Below are 17,418 nucleotides of genomic sequence, written 5' to 3' on the forward strand. Positions count from 1 at the left end.
GAGAACGCTGACTGTATCTTAACATACCAAGTGAATGTGTGCTGCACTTCTCGACGCAAAAAGCTCAGAATTTAGACATTAACTAAATATTAAGATCGTTATATCTAGGTGTTCTAAACATCACTGCGTGTCGATCATGTCCGAGATCACAAATCGTGCCTTCGAGCGGACCGATGTAGATTGGATATCAATTATACGCTTGGCAGATGGACAGGAAATACCCTGCTCAATCAAGGACGTTTCTTGTTTGGGAATGAAAGTGGCCTTGCCGTCTGAGGTGACGATACCTCATACATTCAACATCAGGGTGGTTGGCCGAGACTTAATTTTCAACGTCCAGCAGGCTTGGCGGCGCGGCCACTTCGTCGGGCTCACGATATTGAAAATCGGCAAGCTACCCGCGCCTAAGCAGGCACCTACCAGCGATGCCGCCGCGAGCACCACCCCGGCCGAATACAACCGCATCGGCACACGTCGGAGCTTCCGCTCACGCGACTAACACATTCAATCATCGCGATTGGGACTGCGATGCAGCCCCCGCGGCAGATAGCCGAATGGTTTGATCGTCACTCTCCTCAAGAGGGGATCAGGTACGTCAGCCGCCATCGGCGCGCTGTGGCGAGTTCGAGCGGCGGGTCGAGCAGGACGCCGTGCCGCTCGTCGGTCTGCAGGATCAGACCTCCGTCCTGCGCGAGGTAGACGCCGCAATGGGTCTCGGCGCCTGCGACTTTACCCATCAGCGCCAGAGCGCCGCCCACGGGCGCCGGGATCTCGCGCCATTCCGCGCGGGTGGGGCGTGTCGCCATTGTCTCGGTGCGGGGGCGGATGTCCGCTACCAGGGCCGAATCCGCCGCCGGCAGCGCCCGACCGAAGAGTTCAGCCTGCGCCAGGGCAGCGAGCCACCGGCAGTTCCGCTCGACCTTGTCATAGGCCGTCCCGCGGCAGCAGCGCAGGAAAGCAATCTTGTCAGTAGTTTGAGGCTGAAAGCCCACGTTTATCACAAGGCACGAAAGCTTAACCTAGGAGAAGGCCAATTTTCCTCAGAATGGCCTTTGCTGGATCTGCGCAACTGAACCTGCGCCGACTTGCGAGGTTGAGCAAGAGCCATCGAGAAGCGCTGGAGGAAATCAATGTCCCGACTGCACCTACTTTGCGGAGCTATCGCTCTTACCACCTTTGGTTTTGCCCCCCCAGCTTCCGCGCAGGAGGGCGGTCCCTGCTCGGATGACATTGCGAAGCTGACGCGGGAACTCGGTACACGGGTCGGCCTAGGCGCCCCGGTCTCGGAGCCGGATTACGGTCAGCAAAAGGGTCCCAACGATACAGCAGGTCAAAACGCCACGACAGGCAGCACCACGGGCAGCACGGCTAAGCCGGTCGGCACCCGGGACACGGATCGCGCGCAGCAGGGTGGTGCCTCCCGTGAAAGCGGCGGCACTCCAGGTACAGTGGGCGGTGTGTCGGGACCTGTTGGCGCTGCGACAGGAACGGGCCAAGCGGATGGCGTTGCGGCCGGGCGCGTTGCGACCTCGCCTGAAGATGTGCGTCGGCAGTCAGAGAACCGCCCGACCGCGGCTGCAGCAGCGGCACAAGGCGGGGATGCGAAGGCTTCTCCGGAGCGCTCCTCCGAGGACAAGGTCTCGCAGGCCAAGATGGCTCTGCAGCGTGCTGTGGATCTGAACGCGAAGGGTGACCAAGGCTGCCGGGAAGCGCTCAAGCAGGCGCAGAGCCTGATGCCTCAGAAGTAAGGTCGCTGAACTACTCGGAGGTAGGTGCTCGATACCTACCTCCGCATGGCTTTGCTGCCCACACAGTACCCGGTCAGCGGTCATCTGCTGCGAGCGGCTTCCGCTCACGTGAACAGGGCCGGATAGTTGGCGCGGTCGAAGAAGGCGTTTGGGCCGCTCGGCACGTTTTGCCGCCGGCCGTCCCGCCAGGAGATGGCGCCCCCAGCACTGTCGGCCGACAACTCTGGGATCAGGGTGAGCGCCATGCCGCCGAGGACGACCGCGAGGGAAACGTCTAGCCGGCGCGCGACCAAGGCGAGGACGACGCAGGCCGCGAGCAGTCCCAGCAGGGTCTCGAAGATCTCGACGTGAGTGCCTCCTCAAGGAGAGGCCATTTTCCTCCCTGCCGGGTTCAACCTTTCAGCCTCCTCAATGTTTGCGTCTGTTCGAGGCGTTACGAGGCATTGCCCCAAGTTCCCCGGCGTGTCTTGGGCTCCTGGCCGCAAGCACTCCTGTACTGGCGCGCCTCCGAGGCCAGCGCGCGCCTAGCGGAGGAGGCTGAGGTGTCGCCTCTAAAGATGACGCACAAAGGTCTTACGACTGGCGCAGTTCCCAAAAGGCGAGCTGCGCGCCGGAGATCATCAGCTCCGCGATAACCACCTCTTAACTCCTCTTGCCGGCACTCTTACGCAAGCCGCACAGCCGAGGCGCAGCGGCCGCGAGGGCGTCGATGTTCCTGATCATGTTCGCGGGCACTACGGCTGGCATTCTGACGATATTCGTCACGGCCTCGGCCAGCCTACCTCTGGCTCTCATAGCCGGACCGCTCGTCGGTAGCTCTACCGGTTTTTGCGCAGCTCTCTTCCTGGCATGGCATCGCGGCTCCGAGTGGAGGAGTGACGACGATCTCGATCAGCAGACCGATGCAATGGTTGGCGCCCTTCGCTCCCTGGCTGAGCGACGTCGTGTGGTAGACGGTGCTCTGACCATCCGGACAACCAAGCCCTCGCAGGCCGCCTAACAAGCAAGGCTCCCCCTTCCCATCTCGGCAGCCGGTCCGCGATCTCCAAAGCCTCACTCTTGTTGCTCCTTGATCCCGAGCGAGCTTTTCCTGGTTGCAGGGTGAGGCTTTGTCTGGGGAAGCGCTGTGATCCGTATTCTCGTTGCGACCGCGGCCGTGCTCACAATGGCTTTGCACCCAGCCGAGGCGCGACCACCCGAGCGCCTCCGCACTGAGAAGGGCGAGATCGTCGTAGAGACCGTTGCATGCAACCTCGACCATCCCTGGGGTCTAGCCTTTCTGCCGGATGGAGGCATGCTGGTCACCGAGCGTGCTGGCCGCCTGCACATCGTCTCAGCAGGCGGACAAGTTTCGCCCCCGCTCCGCGGAACTCCGCCCGTCCATACCGGCGAAGGTGGGCTTCTAGACGTGGCGGCAGATCCCAATTTCTCAGAAAACCGCTTTATCTATTTAACCTACGGCGAACCGCGCGAGAGCGGCGCGGCTACAGCCGCTGGGCGTGGAAGGCTCAACTCAGACCAAACCGCGTTGGAGGACTTCCAAGTCATTTTTCGGCAGCAACCGGTGGGTAGCAGTGACGCTGGCCACTTTGGCTCTCGCCTTCTTTTCACGCCAGACGGCAAGCTCTTCATCTCAACCGGCGACCGGTTCAACCCGGGCCTTGCCCAGGACCTCTCGACCGACGTCGGCAAGCTCATCCGCATCAACCCGGATGGCTCGGTGCCCCCCGACAATCCGTTCGCGAACCATAAGGGCGCTCGGCCCCAGATCTGGTCCTACGGTCACCGCAACATCCAAGGCCTCGCGGTCCAGCCAACAACCGGTGCTCTCTGGGAAGGCGAGTTCGGGCCCACCGGTGGGGACGAGATCAACATCATTGAGCCAGGGCGCAACTATGGCTGGCCTGTGGTCAGTTGGGGTGAGCACATGGATGGGAGCGCAATCCCAAAGCCATCGACACGGACCGACCTTGACGATGCCGCGTACCACTGGTCACCCTCGATCTCATTCTCAGGAATAGCGTTCTACACGGGCGGCTCCATTCCGAGTTGGCGTGGGAACCTGTTTCTAGCTGGACTGACTTCACAGGCTGTCATTCGCCTGACCCTCGTCGCGTCGCGGGTCACCAGTGAGGAGCGCATTCCAATGGGCGAGCGCATCCGGCAGGTTGTCCAAGGACCGGACGGTCTCCTTTACCTCCTGACCGACGAAGATCAGGGACGCATCCTGCGTTTCAAGCCGGGGCGCTGAACTCATCTGCTTCCGCGAGAGAATAGCTCCACGAACATCTCGCCCTTGGGAGAAGCCGCGCAATGGCGTTCTCGGATCGAGTGTTGCGCAATACGGCGTGCAATGCCGGGGCAGGCTTTCGATGCCCGAGCGGCTCTCGGTGTGATCAATATCCAAAAGGGGCCCGCCCCTTTTCCTTGAAGATCAACCACTTAGCACGCCAATTGGCCTCTAATTCGCATTCCGGGTCACACCTACAGCCCTGGAACGGCTTTGTAGGCTTCGATATACGCTATCTCAGCGCTTGCGAGGTCAAGCCTAGTTACTTCGGACTCTAATCCCATGGGCCACCGCATGTCGAAGAAGACGCGCATCGGCACGAGTCCATGTATGTGCCTTCGCTAGGCAATTCGCACTACGCGATTCAGATCAGAGACCCGTAAGGCAAGTCTAAAAGCAGAGAAAAGACCTGCAAGATCAAGATCTGGGCTCGAAGTGGCTCGCTCTCAGCTGACGGTGGCCTTCGGCGCTGGCGGCCGAGGAACAACGTGCATCCAAAAGCCATGGCGAAAGCAAAAGGCCACCAAACAGGGGATGAATTCCAAAAAGCGCGGCTTCTTTGTTTGGGCTCGCCGTGGCTGGTCAACCCTTCATTGGATCATCAGCGGAGACTTTTGATCGGGCCGGTCGGCAGTGCAGTGCGCTGAGATTTAATGCTTGGCACCAGACCTGCTCTGAAGTGGCACCGCGGACGCAAGTTCCTCGACCGCGGCGATCGGAGCGTTCTTTGCGATCAAAAGATTATCAATCAACTCAATCGCATCTTGGTGTGAAGCCGCCCATGCCGGACTGGAATGTCGGCGCAAGAGCTGCCTTCCATGCCACGCTTTCAGATCACGTAAGGCTTGTACGTAGCCGTCCTTATGGTCGCTCACGAGTGATCCTCCTCGACTACGCCTCAACTCGCTTTTACCTCCGCGCGCCCATCCGGTGGCTTCAAGGGCCTGGGATGTCTCAGTATTCAGCGCGCAGGGGTTGAGCATGGCACAGCCTGCGGCAAGGAAGAACGGCCGCAAGGGAGCAGGGCTGACACCAAAAGGGTAGGATCGAAATAGTACTACGACTCCGAGGTAGTACGCGTCATTGATCGCTCCAGCGGCGTGCTGGGTGAGCCGATTGGCCACACCAGTCAACCTCAAGCGTTCGACTAGCTGAACGCAAGCTCCTGCCCCAAGCGGACCTTCGCCCCTGCCGTCTCGGATGTCCGGTGTGGAAGAAGAGGCGGACCTATCGGCGGCGGCCACGACATCAGCAGGTACGGCCTCATCAGCGACACCTGCATGACCGGCCGGCTTACTTCGCCACCGGACGGTCCACCTCCAGTCCTACATCGTCGTACATGCGCTGGGGTGACGAGATCGGCCTCCTCGCCGACGGTAAGACCCTGAACATCCCCGAGCCTGCCGTCCTGCGCCACCTGATCGGCCTCGTCATGTCGGGCCCGTCCTCTACGACAGGAACGAGGTGGAGTTCGTGTGACCCTTCGAGGCCGAGGGAGCATAGGAAAGCACGGTCAGTGTCCCGACGCCTGGGACCCGCCCGGGTCGGGCCGTCACGTCTGCAATGGGCGGGATGACGTTGCCCGCAACGGGCAGAGCGAAGCCTGTCCGCGCGGATAGCCTCACCCTGCGTTACCGATAGGAGCGTGCTCGCGCCCTTCTCTAGGTGGGGCGCGTCCACCCCTCCGCCGCGAACGCCTTGCCCTGAACCGACAGCCACCGCGTCGCCCATGGACTGCCTCGGGGTCGATCCCCTCAACGCGAATGGCGTCGGGACCAAAGTCTATCCGCACCGACGAGGTCGTGCGGCCTGCAAACTGGGCACTTCCTGGCCTTCGTCCAGTCCGCTGGCGTGTCCAGGCGCACATTTTAGATCGCAAGCTAACGAATTGTCTGGCTTGTCGCGTCGCTCGGGGCTAGAAGGGACGAGACATCGACGCGCGGGAGAGAGCCGGCTTGGACCGGCCGCCGAAGGAGCAACCGCCCCGGAAACTCTCAGGCACCCGGACCGCCCGTCATTCAACACTCTGGAAAGCGGAGCGGCAGCTCCCGCCGATGGTGTAAGTCGTGGCCTCTCCCGAGGCCGCGTCGAAGCTCTCAGGCCGATGACAGAGGGGGCTCGCACGCATGACGCGTGCGGAGCAACCTTGGAGGCCTGCGCGATGACGTCCCCATAGCCCGACACGCCGAGCTTTCGCGCTCGACACACCCTTCCCATCCGCACCGGCCGGCTCACGCCGTAGGCCGCGGCGACGACGCGTGCACGGCATCGACCATGCGGCGTGTCCGGTCCTGCGCGAGCCGGCGCCTCCGCCCCCCATCCTGGATGTCATCCGATGTTGGCCACCCGCCGATCTTTCCTCCTCGCTGGCGCCGTGCTCGCCCCGGCACGGGCGCAGGCATTCTTCTGGGACAGTGAGCCGGAGCCATCGACGGTGCCGCAGCCCGTCGAAGCACCGCCGACCCGCGATGCCTGGTACGTCGGCGAGATTCCGGACGAGCCATTCAACATCCCGAAGGTCGACCTCGCCCTCGTCCCGCCGGAGTTCCGCCGACAGCTCGTGGACTATGATGGGCCGGAGCGTGAGGGCACGGTCGTCATCGACACGCACCAGCGCTTCCTCTTCCTGGTGCGCGAGGACCGGACCGCGATCCGCTACGGCATCGGCGTGGGCCGGGCCGGCTTCACGTGGTCGGGCATCGCATTGATCAAGCGCAAGGCGAAGTGGCCGGGCTGGCGGCCGACCGCGGCCATGCTGAAGCGCCGGCCCGACATCCCTCGCTACGTCGAACCGGGGGTCAACAACCCGCTCGGGTGCCGCGCCCTCTACCTCTACCAGGGCGAGCGGGACACGCTCTACCGCATCCACGGCACCAACGAGCCCTGGACGGTCGGCGGCACCGATTCCTCCGGCTGCATCCGGCTGCTGAACGAGGACATCCTCGACCTGTACGGCCGCGTCCCGCTTGGCACGATCGTAATCGTGAAGACCTCTCAGCCCGACGTCATGGTGCAGCGCGAGTGGGACGAGCGCCCGCGCTCGGACAATCAAGTCCTGCTCTTCAGGTGAGACGTTGAGACGAGCCGGAGCACTGCCGTTCCCGCGACGTCGAGCGCGACCGATACCCGAGACGAAACAACATGTTCGAGACAGCTACCGCAACCCTGGACTGGATCGGCGTGATCGTCTTCACGGTCACGGGCGCCCTCGCGGCCTCCCGCAAGGAGATGGACTTCGTCGGCTTCGCGGTCCTCGGCACGGCGACCGGCATCGGCGGCGGCACGCTGCGGGACCTGTTGCTCGGGCTGCCGGTGTTCTGGACGGTCCAGCCGGCCTACTTGCTGACCTGCCTGCTTGTCGCCGGGTTGGTGTTCTTCACCGCCCACATCCCGCAGTCCCGCTACCGGTACCTGCTGTGGCTCGACGCCCTGGGTCTGGCCCTGTTCGCCGTGGCCGGGGCGGAGAAGGCCCTGCAGGCCGGCGCGAGTCCCCTCGTCGTCATCGTCATGGGTGTGGTCACGGCCACCTTCGGGGGCGTGATCCGAGATCTGCTCGGAGGCGAGAGCCCGGTCATCCTCAGTCGCGACATCTATGCCTCGGCCGCGGGAGCCGGCGCAGCGGCCTTCGCGATCCTGACCCTCCTCGATGCCCAGCGCGAGTTCGCGTTGGGCTTCGGCTTCGCCGTCGCCCTGCTCGTGCGGGCCGCATCGCTCCGCTTCGGCTTGACGCTTCCGCGATATCGCCCTCGCGCCGGCATCCCCTATCATTGATGTCGGCCGATCCGTCGCGGCTCGCCGACTTCGAGGCGCCCAGAAACGACAGTCTTCAACGAAGGGCCGCCCACGCGGTCCAACCATAAGGGAAAGCCAAGATGGTCATTGGCAGACATCGTTGCGGGCTCGCACTGGCGGCCTTCCAGTCCCTTGCGACCCTGTCAGGTCCCGCGTTCGCCCAAGCCGACGCCAAGGGGTTGCCCGGCCCGACCGAGGAACAGCTGGCAACCCTGAAGGGCATCTACGAGGACATCCACGCCAACCCCGAACTCTCGATGCAGGAGAAGCGCACGGCCGGCATCGCCGCGAAATGGCTCAAGGAGCAGGGTTTCGAGGTCACCAAGGGCGTGGGCGGCACCGGCGTGGTCGGCATCCTGCGCAACGGCGACGGCCCGACCGTGCTCCTGCGCGCCGACATGGACGCCCTCCCGATGAAGGAGAACACCGGCCTCCCCTATGCCAGCACGAAGAAGGGGACCGATCCCGCATCTGGTCGGGAGACGGCCATCGCGCATTCCTGCGGACACGACCTGCACGTGACCTGGCTGATGGGTGCGACCCAGATCCTAGCCGCGAACAAGGACAATTGGCGCGGCACCGTCATGGCCGTGTTCCAGCCGGGCGAGGAGATCGGCGAGGGTGCCAAAGCCATGGTCGACGACGGCATGGTCAAGCGCTTCCCGAAGCCGGTCGTCACGCTCGGCCAGCACGTGCTGCCGTTCCCGGCCGGCCAGGTGCGCCTCGCCAGCGGCCCCGTGCTCTCCCAAAGCGATAGCCTCAAGGTGACGTTGTACGGCCGCGGCGGACACGGCTCCGGCCCGGAATCGACCATCGATCCGGTGGTGATGGCCGCCGCGACGGTGATGCGGCTGCAGACCATCGTCTCGCGCGAGGTCTCCATGACCGACAGCGCCGTGGTTTCCGTCGGGTCGATTCAGGCCGGCTCCAGCGCCAACATCATTCCGGACCAAGCCGAGCTTCAGCTCAATGTCCGGACCTACGACGATGGGGTGCGGGACAAGGTGCTCTCGTCGATCAAGCGGGTTGTCGAAGGGGAGGCCTCGATCTCAGGCGCTCCGAAGCCGCCCCGCCTGACGATGCTCGGACGTTTCCCGCTGACGGTGAACGACGAGGACGCGACGGCCAAGGTGACCGAGGCGCTGAAGCAACGCCTGGGTGCGGACCGGGTGCAGCCCGCCGGCAACGCGGCCGCCAGCGAGGACTTCACCGTCTTCGCCCGCGCCTGGGACGTGCCCTCGGTGTTCTGGTTCGTCGGCGGGACCGATCCGAAGCGCTACGCGGAGGCTGAGAAGGCCGGAACCCTGGACACGCTTCCCTCGAACCACTCGCCGGAGTTCGCCCCGGTCCTGACGCCAACCCTTCGGACCGGCGTGGAGACGATGCTTGCGGCTGCCGGTCATTGGCTGGCGCCCCAGGCTTCGGATGTGAAGGCACGCTGACGAGGCCGGAGCCGGAGCGTCTGCCCCGGCTCTTCCCCGGACTTGCAACGCGCCGGCTTGAGCTTCAGACGCAGCTGTGCTCCTCACGGATCGCGCACGACCAGCATGTCCCCGTCCTCGATGAGGGACACGCCCGCATCCCGGAATCGGACCCGCATTGCAGCGAACGTCCTACGGTCGGCGGGCAGCCCGACCTCCGCGAGACCCGTCGCCCCCTTTGTGCGAACCGCGGCGTCACGGCTGTACCAGACGTTGACGGCGAGCTGGTGATGTTAGCCTCCCGCTCCCAGGAACAGGGCACCGGGATGGCGGCCTATGACATCGAACCCGAGCAGGCCCGCGTCGATCGCACCCAACCGCACGGCATCGTCGGCCGCCGAGACGACGCCGAGCCCGATGACGTCCCGATAGTAGCACGTGAGGACATCGAGTTCGCGCACCACGAGGGTCACAGCTTCGACCCGGTACGGCGTCTCGCGAGGACGCGGTCCCACCCGTCACGAGACTGAGCAGAGACCGCTGTCGTCATGATCTGCGTCGCTGTCTTTTCGCGTGTTCGAAAGGTGGGCTCCAGCCGGTCCTCAACGGGTGAGCGCATCCCGGGCGGTGGGGGCCGGGGCTCCCCGCCAAGCACCGAACAGGTTGAAATGCGGGGTCTCGCCGTCGGGTTCGACCGCGACCGTGGCGGTGCGGCCCGCGACCAGCCGCGTCTGGTCGGGAACGCCATCGAGCTTGATCCGAACCGGGATGCGCTGTGCGAGCCGGACCCAGGCGAAGGTCGGGTTGACGCTGGCGAGCAGATTCGAGCCCGCCGTCCGCTCGCGGTCCTCGATGCCGCCCGCGAAACTCTCCACGTGGCCGGTCAGCGTATCCTTCTCGCCCATCAGGCGGATGCTGGCCTTATCGCCCACATGGATGCGCGGCAGCTTGGTCTCCTCGAAATAGCCCTCCACCCGCAAGGTGTCGCTGTCGATGAGGGCCATCACGCCGCGGCCGGTCGAGACGTAGGTGCCGGGCCGCAGGCCCATGTTGGTGATGCGACCGTTGACCGAGGCCTTCACGGCGGAGCGGTCGAGGTTGAGCTTGGCGAGATCGCGGTCGGCCGCCGCCTGGCCATAGGCGGCCTTGGCCTCAAGGTCCGCCGCCTGCGCCGCCTCGACCCTCTGCTGGGACGCCGCGGCGTCGCTGAGCTTCAGGTAACGGGCGTAGTCCGCCGCGGCCTGCACGGCCGTTGCCTTCTTGCCCTCGACCACCGCCTCGGCCTGACGCAGGGCCAGAGCGAAGCGGTCGGGGTCGATGCGGAAGAGGACGTCGCCTTGCTTCACCACTTGGTTGTCCGCGATCAGCACCTCGGTGACGAGGCCGGAGACGTCGGGAGCAACCTGCACCACGTCGGCCCGCACCCGCCCGTCGCGGGTCCAGGGGGCCTCCATGTAGTAGTCCCACAGGGCCAGCCCGACGACGATGGCGACGGCGACCATTCCGAAAGTGACGAGGAGGCGGAACGAGAGGGCGAGGAGCCGAGGCATAGAGTGTACCGGAGGTCTGTGCTGGAGCGTGGCAGGGCGGCCGGACAAGCCGGCGGATCAGGAGGTGAGAGGGACCGCGACCGAGACGACGGCGCCCAGCAGCACGACGTAGAGGGCGAGATCGAACAGCGGCCGATGCCAGACCAGGCGGTAGAACCCGGCCCAGGCCAGAGCGCGCCGAAGGGGCAGGCTGATGGCGAAGGCGAGCAGCATCCAGGCCGCCAGACTCGGCACGAAGACGCCGTAGAGGTCGAGTTCGCCCATCATGCCGCGAGCTCCGGATGCGTCGTCGAGGGCAGGGCCGGTCGGTAGGGCGGCGCTTCAGGGAAGAGGCCGCGCCGGATGCCGACGAGACCCATCAGCGCGGCACGCCCGGGTGCCTGTCGTGCATCGAGGGAGACCGCGTCGAGCGCACCGTCGATGGTGTCGAGCAGATCGAGGGCAGGCTTCTCCGCCTCGGCCCCGAAGTGCCGCGACAGCGCGGCGAGAAGCGTCTCGACGGCCTCCCGGGCCGGTTTCGAGAGTTGCCGGCGGTCGCGCCGCAATTCCACGATGTTGATGCCGACGCGGACCTCGGCGAGGAGATCGGCGGTCCACTCCGCGTCGTCGGACGGCAGGGCGGCCAGTCGCGGCGCGATCAGGCCGACCCGGTCGAGCATCAGGGCCGCGAGTTCGAGACCGTTCTGCGCCCCCTGGCGCTCAGCCGCGCGGGCGAGGCTGCGGCGGTTGATGGCCCGCAGGCGCCGTGCCGACCAGCCGGCGCCGACCGAGCGGACGAGGCGCGTGACGATGGCGGCCACCCACATCCCGACGATGACGGCGACAGCGGCGTTGGCGAAGGCGGCGAAGTCGCCCGTATAGCTGCCCTGGAGGGCGATCATGGCCGAGCCGTTGACCGCTGCGCCCATCGCCAGTGGCGCCGTCTTCGGTTGCGCCATGAAGACCCCGCAGGTCAGGAGGGCCGGGGCCAGCGCCAGGACCAGCATCTCGAAGGTGGTGGCCAGCGGCAGGACCGCGAACAAATAGGCGCCGGCGCCGAGGGCGCCGAGGATGGCCGAGTTGGCGAAGCTGACGATGAACGGCGCCGGGTCGTCCTGCGCGGCGAAGAAGCTGCAGCCGACCGCTGCCATCATCGGGGCGGCCGAGCCGTGCGGCCATCCGGTCGCGATCCAGATCGCGCAGGTGACCAGGATGGTCAGGAACACGCCCACCGCCGACAGCAGGGCCATGCCATGGTCACGGTGGCGAATCGTGCGCGCCGCGGCGGTGTAGCGGAAGGTCAGGTCCTCGGTGACCGGGGTGCCGTCCGCGATGTGCCGCTGCAGGATGCGGGCGTCCTGGCGCAGGTCGATGAAGTCGCGAAGGCGCGCCAGGAGGCTCGCCAGCACGAGGGCATCCCAGGACGGCCGCTCGCCGAGTCCAGGTTCGAGGGCGTGGGCGGCGGCTTTCAGGCGATCCGCCTCGGCCTGCTCCGTGGATCCGGAGGCGAGCCATGCGGCCATGTCGTCGAGAAGAATGCGGAGGCGCTGAGGCAGGGCACCCGCCCGCTCGAGCGTCTCGATGCGGTCAGAGACCGCGGAGGCGATGGGCAGGAACATCAGCATGTGCTGACGGAGCGTCGCCATCGCCTCGGCCGAGCGTTCCGCACCGGTCATGTCGTAGCGCAACGGCGTCGCCAGCGCGTCGAAGGCGACGGCGTCCGAGGCCAGCTTCAATCGCGTCGCCTGCGTGTCCCTCGCCGTGCGGCCGCGGCCGACGACGTCGATGACCCAGCCCCGGGCGTCGCGCAGCCAGAGGTCGAGCCGAGCGGTGATCACGGGCGCCACGGACTGTGGCAGCACGACCGTGTTCACGAGGCTGGCGCAGAGAATGCCGAGGGTGATCTCCTCGGCCCGGGCCACGGCGGTGTCGAACATCGTTCCGGGGTCGCCGACGGCCGGGAAGCCGATCAGCGCCGCCGTGTAACCGCCGAGCATCATCAGGTAGCTGCGCGGGGTGCGGTCGAGCAGCGAGAAGTACAAGCACGTCGCCACCCAGAGCGCGATGGCCAGGGTGAGAAGCTCCGGGGCGTTCACGAGGTTCGGCACGAGGGCCACTGTGACCACGGCCCCGAGCAGGGTTCCGAGCACCCGGTACAGCGCCTTCGAGCGCGTGGCGCCGGCGAGCACTTGGCTGGTGATGTAGACGGTGCCGAGCGCCCAGTAGGGGTTCGGCAGGTCGATCCAGAACGCCAGGAACAGGGCCAGCATGGCCGCCGCGAAGGTCTTGAGCGAGAAGGCCCAGTTGCGCCAGCCCGGCAGGGTCATTCCGCGGCCTCGCCGTGCGCGATCCTGTACTGGGACACACCGAGCTCGGACGAACTGCCCAAATGGACCTGGATGGCCTGGAACACCCGCAGGCTCGCCTCCAGGTCGGACGCGCTCACCTTCGAGAACACCGTCTTCCGCAATCGGTCGAGATCTGCCTCGATCCGCGCGACTACGGAGCGTCCGGTGTTGGTGAGGCTCAGGACCTTGGCTCGACGGTCGGTCGGGTCCTCCTTGCGCATGACGAGGCCGGCTGCTTCGAGCTGGTCCAGGAGGCGCACGAGCGACGGCCCCTCGATCCCGACCGCCTCCGCCAAGGCGTTCTGACGCGGTTCACCGCCCAGGCGTCCGATCAGCACCAGCGGCAACGCCTTCGCCTCGGAGAGACCGTGCGTCTCCGTGGTGGCGTTGGCGAGCCGCCTCCACTGGCGGCCGGAGAGCAGGAGCGAGTGGGTATAGGTTAGCCAAAGTTGGCTCAGGCCCTCCGCTGCCATCCGACCGCTTCCCTATGGACAGGGGTCGGGTACATCCCTCGGACCCGTGCAATGAATAGCAAACTATCTATTAGTTGACATCCATTCAAGCCGGGCACGATCCATGGACAGCTGGACGTGACTTCGTCGGTCGCGCCGTACCCCTCCTGGTGAGCGCGCTTACCAGTGAGCGAGGGCCACCACAGCGGTCGCGGCCGCCGCTGCGACGAGGCAGCCCTCGATCACGGGGTCCGACCCCAGCTGCTCAAGCCGGTGCGCCACGGCCAGCACCAGCGACATGACGGCGATGGCCACGAGACGCGCGGCAATCATCCTCATCGGCCCCTCCCTGCCGGTGGATGTCTTGGCGTTCGTGGAGCGAAACGCGCTGCGACTGGATCAGCCAATCGCACGCGCTCGCATCGCGCAGGCGCAGTCCCGGGAACGGACCAGGCGTGGCCGCTCATGCGGTCACGGCGCTGAGAACCAGACGCCCAGTGCGGACGGAGGGGTACGTGCGAACGGTTCCAGGTCGGGTCCGATGCCGGACCGAAGTGGCGGGACCACCAGCACGTCCGCGCCGCCGGTGGCGAGGACGGCCTCGGTGACGCTACCCAGAAGGGCCCTCCTGATTCCGGTGCGGGCATGCGTGCCCATGACGAGGAGTTCGGAAGACGTACGCGCGGCCAGGCCGGCGATGACCTCTTCCGGGCGTCCCTCCTCCACCCGCGTCGGCCAGTCCCTTGCCGCAGGGCCGTGGACTTCGAGGAAGGCATCGACCTCCTCCGCGTACAGGGAGCGCCAACTCTCGACGTAGCCGTCGATCTGCTCGCGCGACACGCCGAACCCGGTCAGCTTTGGCTTGCCCAAGGCCTCGAAGGCGTGGACGACCGTGACGCGGACGTGATCTGCTAGACCGAGCGACGCGATGCTGCGCAATGCCCGCGCCGATGCGTCCGAGAGATCGATCGGGACCGTAACCTTGGTGTAGGGGCCCACGACGGACCGATTGACCACGAGGATCGGGCACGGGGCGGCACGGATCAGGCCACGGACCGTCCGGCCGGGGCCTCGCGCGTCCGTCCCGTGGCCTGAGCCGATCACGATCATGTCGGCCTGGCGCGCCGTCGCAGCGTCGAGCACTGCGTCGGACAGGCGTCCCGCGACGACGAGCGACCGGCATTCGACGCGGAAGAATTCCGGCACGACCGCGACTTGCTCGGCGATCATGCGTTGCGCCTCGCGAATGTCCCGCGCGGCTTGGTGCGCACCCGCGCCGTCCACGACATGCATCAGGATGACGTCGCCTTCGCTCTGTCCCGCCAGGATGCCGGCGCGCCGCACGGCTCGGTGCGAGCGGGGCGAGAAGTCTGTGGCGACGAGGATACGCAAGGATTCCCTCCTGTTCGTGTTGGTGTCAGCCCGTGGCCAGGCGCATGCGGGCGAGGCCGCCGACTCCGGGTCCGGAGGCCCGGTCGGCATATGGTCCGGTCGTGGCCGCGGCGGCTTCGACCACGGCGCGGGCGGCGTTCGTCCCGGAGAGGACCGCTCCCTCGATGCAGGCCGGCAAGCCCGTCTCGGTCCAGTCCCCGGCGAGGAACAGGTTCGCGAGCCCGGTCTGCGGACCGGGCCGGCGGCCCCGACTCCAGGGCGTCGCCGCGAAGGTCGCCCGTCGTTCCCGCACGACCTGCCAGGGTGGCGGCTCCGCCGGAACGGCTTCGGAACCGATCACGCTGGCGACCTCCCTCCAAACCCGGGAGGCGAGCGCCGGGCGTTCGAGTTCGGCGAGGTCCGTGCCACTGACGGTCACGGACAGGCGGTCCGGGTAGGTGAACAGCCAGTCCGACAGCCCGTTAGCGAGACCGGTGACGAGAGGCAGCCCCGGCGGGGGACACATGCGGAAATGGACGTTCGAGATGCCGACGCTCTCCATCGGCACCGCCAAACCCGGCAGGAGGCCGGCGGCGACCCAGGGCGGCACGGCCAGGACCACGGCATCGTCCGGGCCGAGCAGCGCCGCCTCCGTGCCGAACGCCAATGCGGCGATCCGCCGGCCGTCAACGACGGCGCGCTGCAGGCGATGGCCGAGGCGGATCTCGCAGCCCCGGGCGATCAAGTAGGCCAACGTCGGATCGACATAGGCGGCCGAAAGGCCCGCCGTCGCGACGAGCGGCCGGCAAGCATCGCCGCCCGCGACGAGCGTCCGGCGAAGCACCTCAGCGGCGAGGCCGGCATCGGCGCGCGGCGGATCGATGTTGAGCGCGGCCAGCAGCACGGGCTTCCAAAGCCGCTCGTAGAGCGGGCCCTCGCAGCTCAGGACGCTGCCAACCGTGGCTCCGGGCGGGGCACGCAGCAGGCGTAGGATCGCGACGTGGTCGATCGCCCGGGTATCCGGCACCCGGCGGCGCGGGTCGAGTATCCACCAGGGCAGGCGCCCGCGATTCGGCCGTAGCGTCCAGCGCTCGCCCGTGGTGAGGTCGACGAAGGGGAACTCCGGTTCCGTCTCCGTCAGGGCGGCGCGGCCGCCGACGCGGTCGAGGAAGGCCAGGGCCGCGCGGTTGCCCGACAGCAGGAGATGGTTGCCGTTGTCGATGGTGAGGTCGAGGCGGGCGTCGTGGTACGAGCGGCATCGGCCGCCGGCCTGGCGCGCGGCCTCATGCAGGACCACCCGGCGGCCCGCGTCCGCGAGACCGACGGCCGCCGCCAGCCCGGCGAGGCCGGCGCCGACGACGTGCACGGTTCCTCCCGGTGCGGGCCGCCCCGGGTTCAGATGTGTCATGATATGCTCCTGTTGGATGGGAGCCGTGCCGAGCCGGCACGGAACCGAGGCCTTCGTGGCTAGACCCTGCGCGGAGCGAGTGCGCCACGGCCGGGCACCGGCTCGTCGACGAGGCGCCAGCCGATGCCTTCGACCGTCACCAGCTGCCGGGTGCCGGCACTGTCGTCGCGGAAGGGCTTCCGGCCTCCCACGTTCAGCCCGAGCAGCGCCGTCCCGAGCGGGCTCGCGATCGAGAGTTCATCGGGCAGGTCGGTGAGGTGGAGGGGATGCACGAGGAGTTGGCCCCGTACGGCCGGCTCGTCATCGAGCCGATAGAGCACCCGTCAGTTGACCGAGACGACCTCACCCGGCAGCGCGCAGGGCTGGCACAGGGTCGCCCGCTTCAGCTCCGACGGCAGGAAGTCGGCGTGGCTGTCGCCGCGCAGGTAGGCGTCGAGCCCGAAGGCCACGAACCGTTCGAAATCGCGGGTCGTGACGGTGATGGACGGGAGTTCATGGATCGCGTGCATCCTGGCACCTCACAGCATGGCCGGTGCCGCGCGAACGGCGCGCGCAGACGGCCCGGCGGCGTCCGGGAGGGCGCCGCGCGAACGGACGGAAGGGTTGCTGGAGATCGTCCCTGGCCTCAGTCGCGGCCTACGAAAGGCCGGCCGGCGGAGCGCCAGGGCTACGAGCCTGCTTGCAGGCTGCCCGAGCGCGCCAGGAGGCGGATGCTCTGGAGTCGGTTCGACATGATACTCCTAACTTCGGGACCACGCCGCGCGGTGTCAAGCCGGGCTGGAAGACGGCGTCGGGAGCCGGCGGGCGAGTTTGACAACTGCGGCTGCTTGGCCAATGCTCAGCCCATCATGCCGTTCATCGCGACCCTCAACCGTGGCCTGCTCCGGGCAGGTAACCTGATCGCGGGCAAGTAGCCCCGAGCCGACGGCGCGTATCCGCCCATCCAGCTCGGGGTCCTCGGGACAGCTTTCGCAAAGCGCCCGAAGGTCGGCCGAGAGGCACGACGACACTCATTCCAGAACCATGAGACGCAGGCCAGCGGCGCTCGACGTCGCCAAG

Annotated in this window: 17 protein-coding genes and 1 riboswitch; of the genes, 6 read left to right on the forward strand and 11 right to left on the reverse strand. The window is 66.7% G+C overall.

Going from position 1 to position 17,418, the window contains the following annotated elements:
• Positions 1 to 136: 136 nt before the first annotated feature.
• On the forward strand, positions 137 to 499 hold the full coding sequence (locus FHU13_RS06270; RefSeq protein WP_183435007.1) for a PilZ domain-containing protein: 363 nt from the start codon (positions 137 to 139) through the stop codon (positions 497 to 499).
• Positions 500 to 575: 76 nt separating this feature from the next.
• On the opposite strand, the gene FHU13_RS27570 is transcribed toward FHU13_RS06270, so the two are convergent.
• Positions 576 to 806 (reverse strand): hypothetical protein, encoded by a 231-nt coding sequence (locus FHU13_RS27570; RefSeq protein WP_246714503.1) that lies wholly within the window; start codon positions 804 to 806, stop codon positions 576 to 578.
• A 1,651-nt stretch (positions 807 to 2,457) separates the two neighbouring features.
• Between FHU13_RS27570 and FHU13_RS06280 the strand changes: the two genes are divergently transcribed.
• The 5 genes from FHU13_RS06280 (at position 2,458) to FHU13_RS06300 (ending at position 9,272) form a co-directional block, all read left to right on the forward strand.
• A complete protein-coding gene (locus FHU13_RS06280) occupies positions 2,458 to 2,748 on the forward strand; it encodes a hypothetical protein (protein ID WP_183435009.1) in 291 nt (96 codons plus the stop codon).
• A gap of 126 nt (positions 2,749 to 2,874) precedes the next feature.
• Positions 2,875 to 3,999, forward strand: coding sequence for a PQQ-dependent sugar dehydrogenase (locus tag FHU13_RS06285; RefSeq protein WP_183435010.1), 1,125 nt, complete (start codon positions 2,875 to 2,877; stop codon positions 3,997 to 3,999).
• 1,969 nt (positions 4,000 to 5,968) lie between these two features.
• A riboswitch (glycine riboswitch) is annotated at positions 5,969 to 6,058 on the forward strand.
• A 315-nt stretch (positions 6,059 to 6,373) separates the two neighbouring features.
• A complete protein-coding gene (locus FHU13_RS06290; RefSeq protein WP_183435011.1) occupies positions 6,374 to 7,108 on the forward strand; it encodes a L,D-transpeptidase in 735 nt (244 codons plus the stop codon).
• A 71-nt stretch (positions 7,109 to 7,179) separates the two neighbouring features.
• Positions 7,180 to 7,809, forward strand: a complete 630-nt coding sequence (locus FHU13_RS06295) for a trimeric intracellular cation channel family protein (protein WP_183435012.1) — start codon at positions 7,180 to 7,182, stop codon at positions 7,807 to 7,809.
• Positions 7,810 to 7,910: 101 nt separating this feature from the next.
• The gene (locus FHU13_RS06300) at positions 7,911 to 9,272 is read left to right on the forward strand and encodes an amidohydrolase (RefSeq protein WP_246714504.1); all 1,362 of its coding nucleotides are present in this window, start codon (positions 7,911 to 7,913) and stop codon (positions 9,270 to 9,272) included.
• A gap of 272 nt (positions 9,273 to 9,544) precedes the next feature.
• On the opposite strand, the gene FHU13_RS27575 is transcribed toward FHU13_RS06300, so the two are convergent.
• The 10 genes from FHU13_RS27575 to FHU13_RS27585 all read right to left on the reverse strand — a co-directional run bounded on the left by FHU13_RS27575 (position 9,545) and on the right by FHU13_RS27585 (position 16,868).
• On the reverse strand, positions 9,545 to 9,766 hold the full coding sequence (locus FHU13_RS27575) for a hypothetical protein (RefSeq protein ID WP_246714505.1): 222 nt from the start codon (positions 9,764 to 9,766) through the stop codon (positions 9,545 to 9,547).
• An 87-nt stretch (positions 9,767 to 9,853) separates the two neighbouring features.
• The gene (locus FHU13_RS06310; protein WP_183435013.1) at positions 9,854 to 10,801 is read right to left on the reverse strand and encodes an HlyD family secretion protein; all 948 of its coding nucleotides are present in this window, start codon (positions 10,799 to 10,801) and stop codon (positions 9,854 to 9,856) included.
• A 57-nt stretch (positions 10,802 to 10,858) separates the two neighbouring features.
• Positions 10,859 to 11,068, reverse strand: a complete 210-nt coding sequence (locus FHU13_RS06315; RefSeq protein WP_183435014.1) for a DUF1656 domain-containing protein — start codon at positions 11,066 to 11,068, stop codon at positions 10,859 to 10,861.
• Positions 11,065 to 13,107 carry an FUSC family protein gene (locus FHU13_RS06320; RefSeq protein ID WP_183435015.1) on the reverse strand — a complete coding sequence of 681 codons (2,043 nt, stop codon included), beginning with the start codon at positions 13,105 to 13,107 and terminating at the stop codon, positions 11,065 to 11,067. The genes FHU13_RS06315 and FHU13_RS06320 overlap by 4 nt, the downstream gene beginning before the upstream one ends.
• The gene (locus FHU13_RS06325) at positions 13,104 to 13,601 is read right to left on the reverse strand and encodes a MarR family winged helix-turn-helix transcriptional regulator (RefSeq protein WP_183435016.1); all 498 of its coding nucleotides are present in this window, start codon (positions 13,599 to 13,601) and stop codon (positions 13,104 to 13,106) included. Before FHU13_RS06325 ends, FHU13_RS06320 begins: the two co-directional genes overlap by 4 nt.
• A gap of 159 nt (positions 13,602 to 13,760) precedes the next feature.
• Complete coding sequence (locus FHU13_RS06330) at positions 13,761 to 13,919, reverse strand: hypothetical protein (protein WP_183435017.1); 159 nt, start codon at positions 13,917 to 13,919, stop codon at positions 13,761 to 13,763.
• Between the two features lie 132 nt (positions 13,920 to 14,051).
• Positions 14,052 to 14,972: a universal stress protein gene (locus FHU13_RS06335; protein WP_183435018.1), complete on the reverse strand. Its 921-nt coding sequence runs from the start codon at positions 14,970 to 14,972 to the stop codon at positions 14,052 to 14,054.
• 25 nt (positions 14,973 to 14,997) lie between these two features.
• Positions 14,998 to 16,359, reverse strand: a complete 1,362-nt coding sequence (gene hpnE, locus FHU13_RS06340) for a hydroxysqualene dehydroxylase HpnE (protein ID WP_183435019.1) — start codon at positions 16,357 to 16,359, stop codon at positions 14,998 to 15,000.
• Between the two features lie 59 nt (positions 16,360 to 16,418).
• Positions 16,419 to 16,679, reverse strand: a complete 261-nt coding sequence (locus FHU13_RS27580) for a hypothetical protein (protein WP_246714506.1) — start codon at positions 16,677 to 16,679, stop codon at positions 16,419 to 16,421.
• A 3-nt stretch (positions 16,680 to 16,682) separates the two neighbouring features.
• Positions 16,683 to 16,868: a hypothetical protein gene (locus FHU13_RS27585; RefSeq protein WP_246714507.1), complete on the reverse strand. Its 186-nt coding sequence runs from the start codon at positions 16,866 to 16,868 to the stop codon at positions 16,683 to 16,685.
• Positions 16,869 to 17,418 lie beyond the last annotated feature (550 nt).

The sequence above is a fragment of the Methylobacterium sp. R2-1 genome (genome assembly GCF_014191355.1).
In the GTDB taxonomy this organism is placed as follows: domain Bacteria; phylum Pseudomonadota; class Alphaproteobacteria; order Rhizobiales; family Beijerinckiaceae; genus Methylobacterium.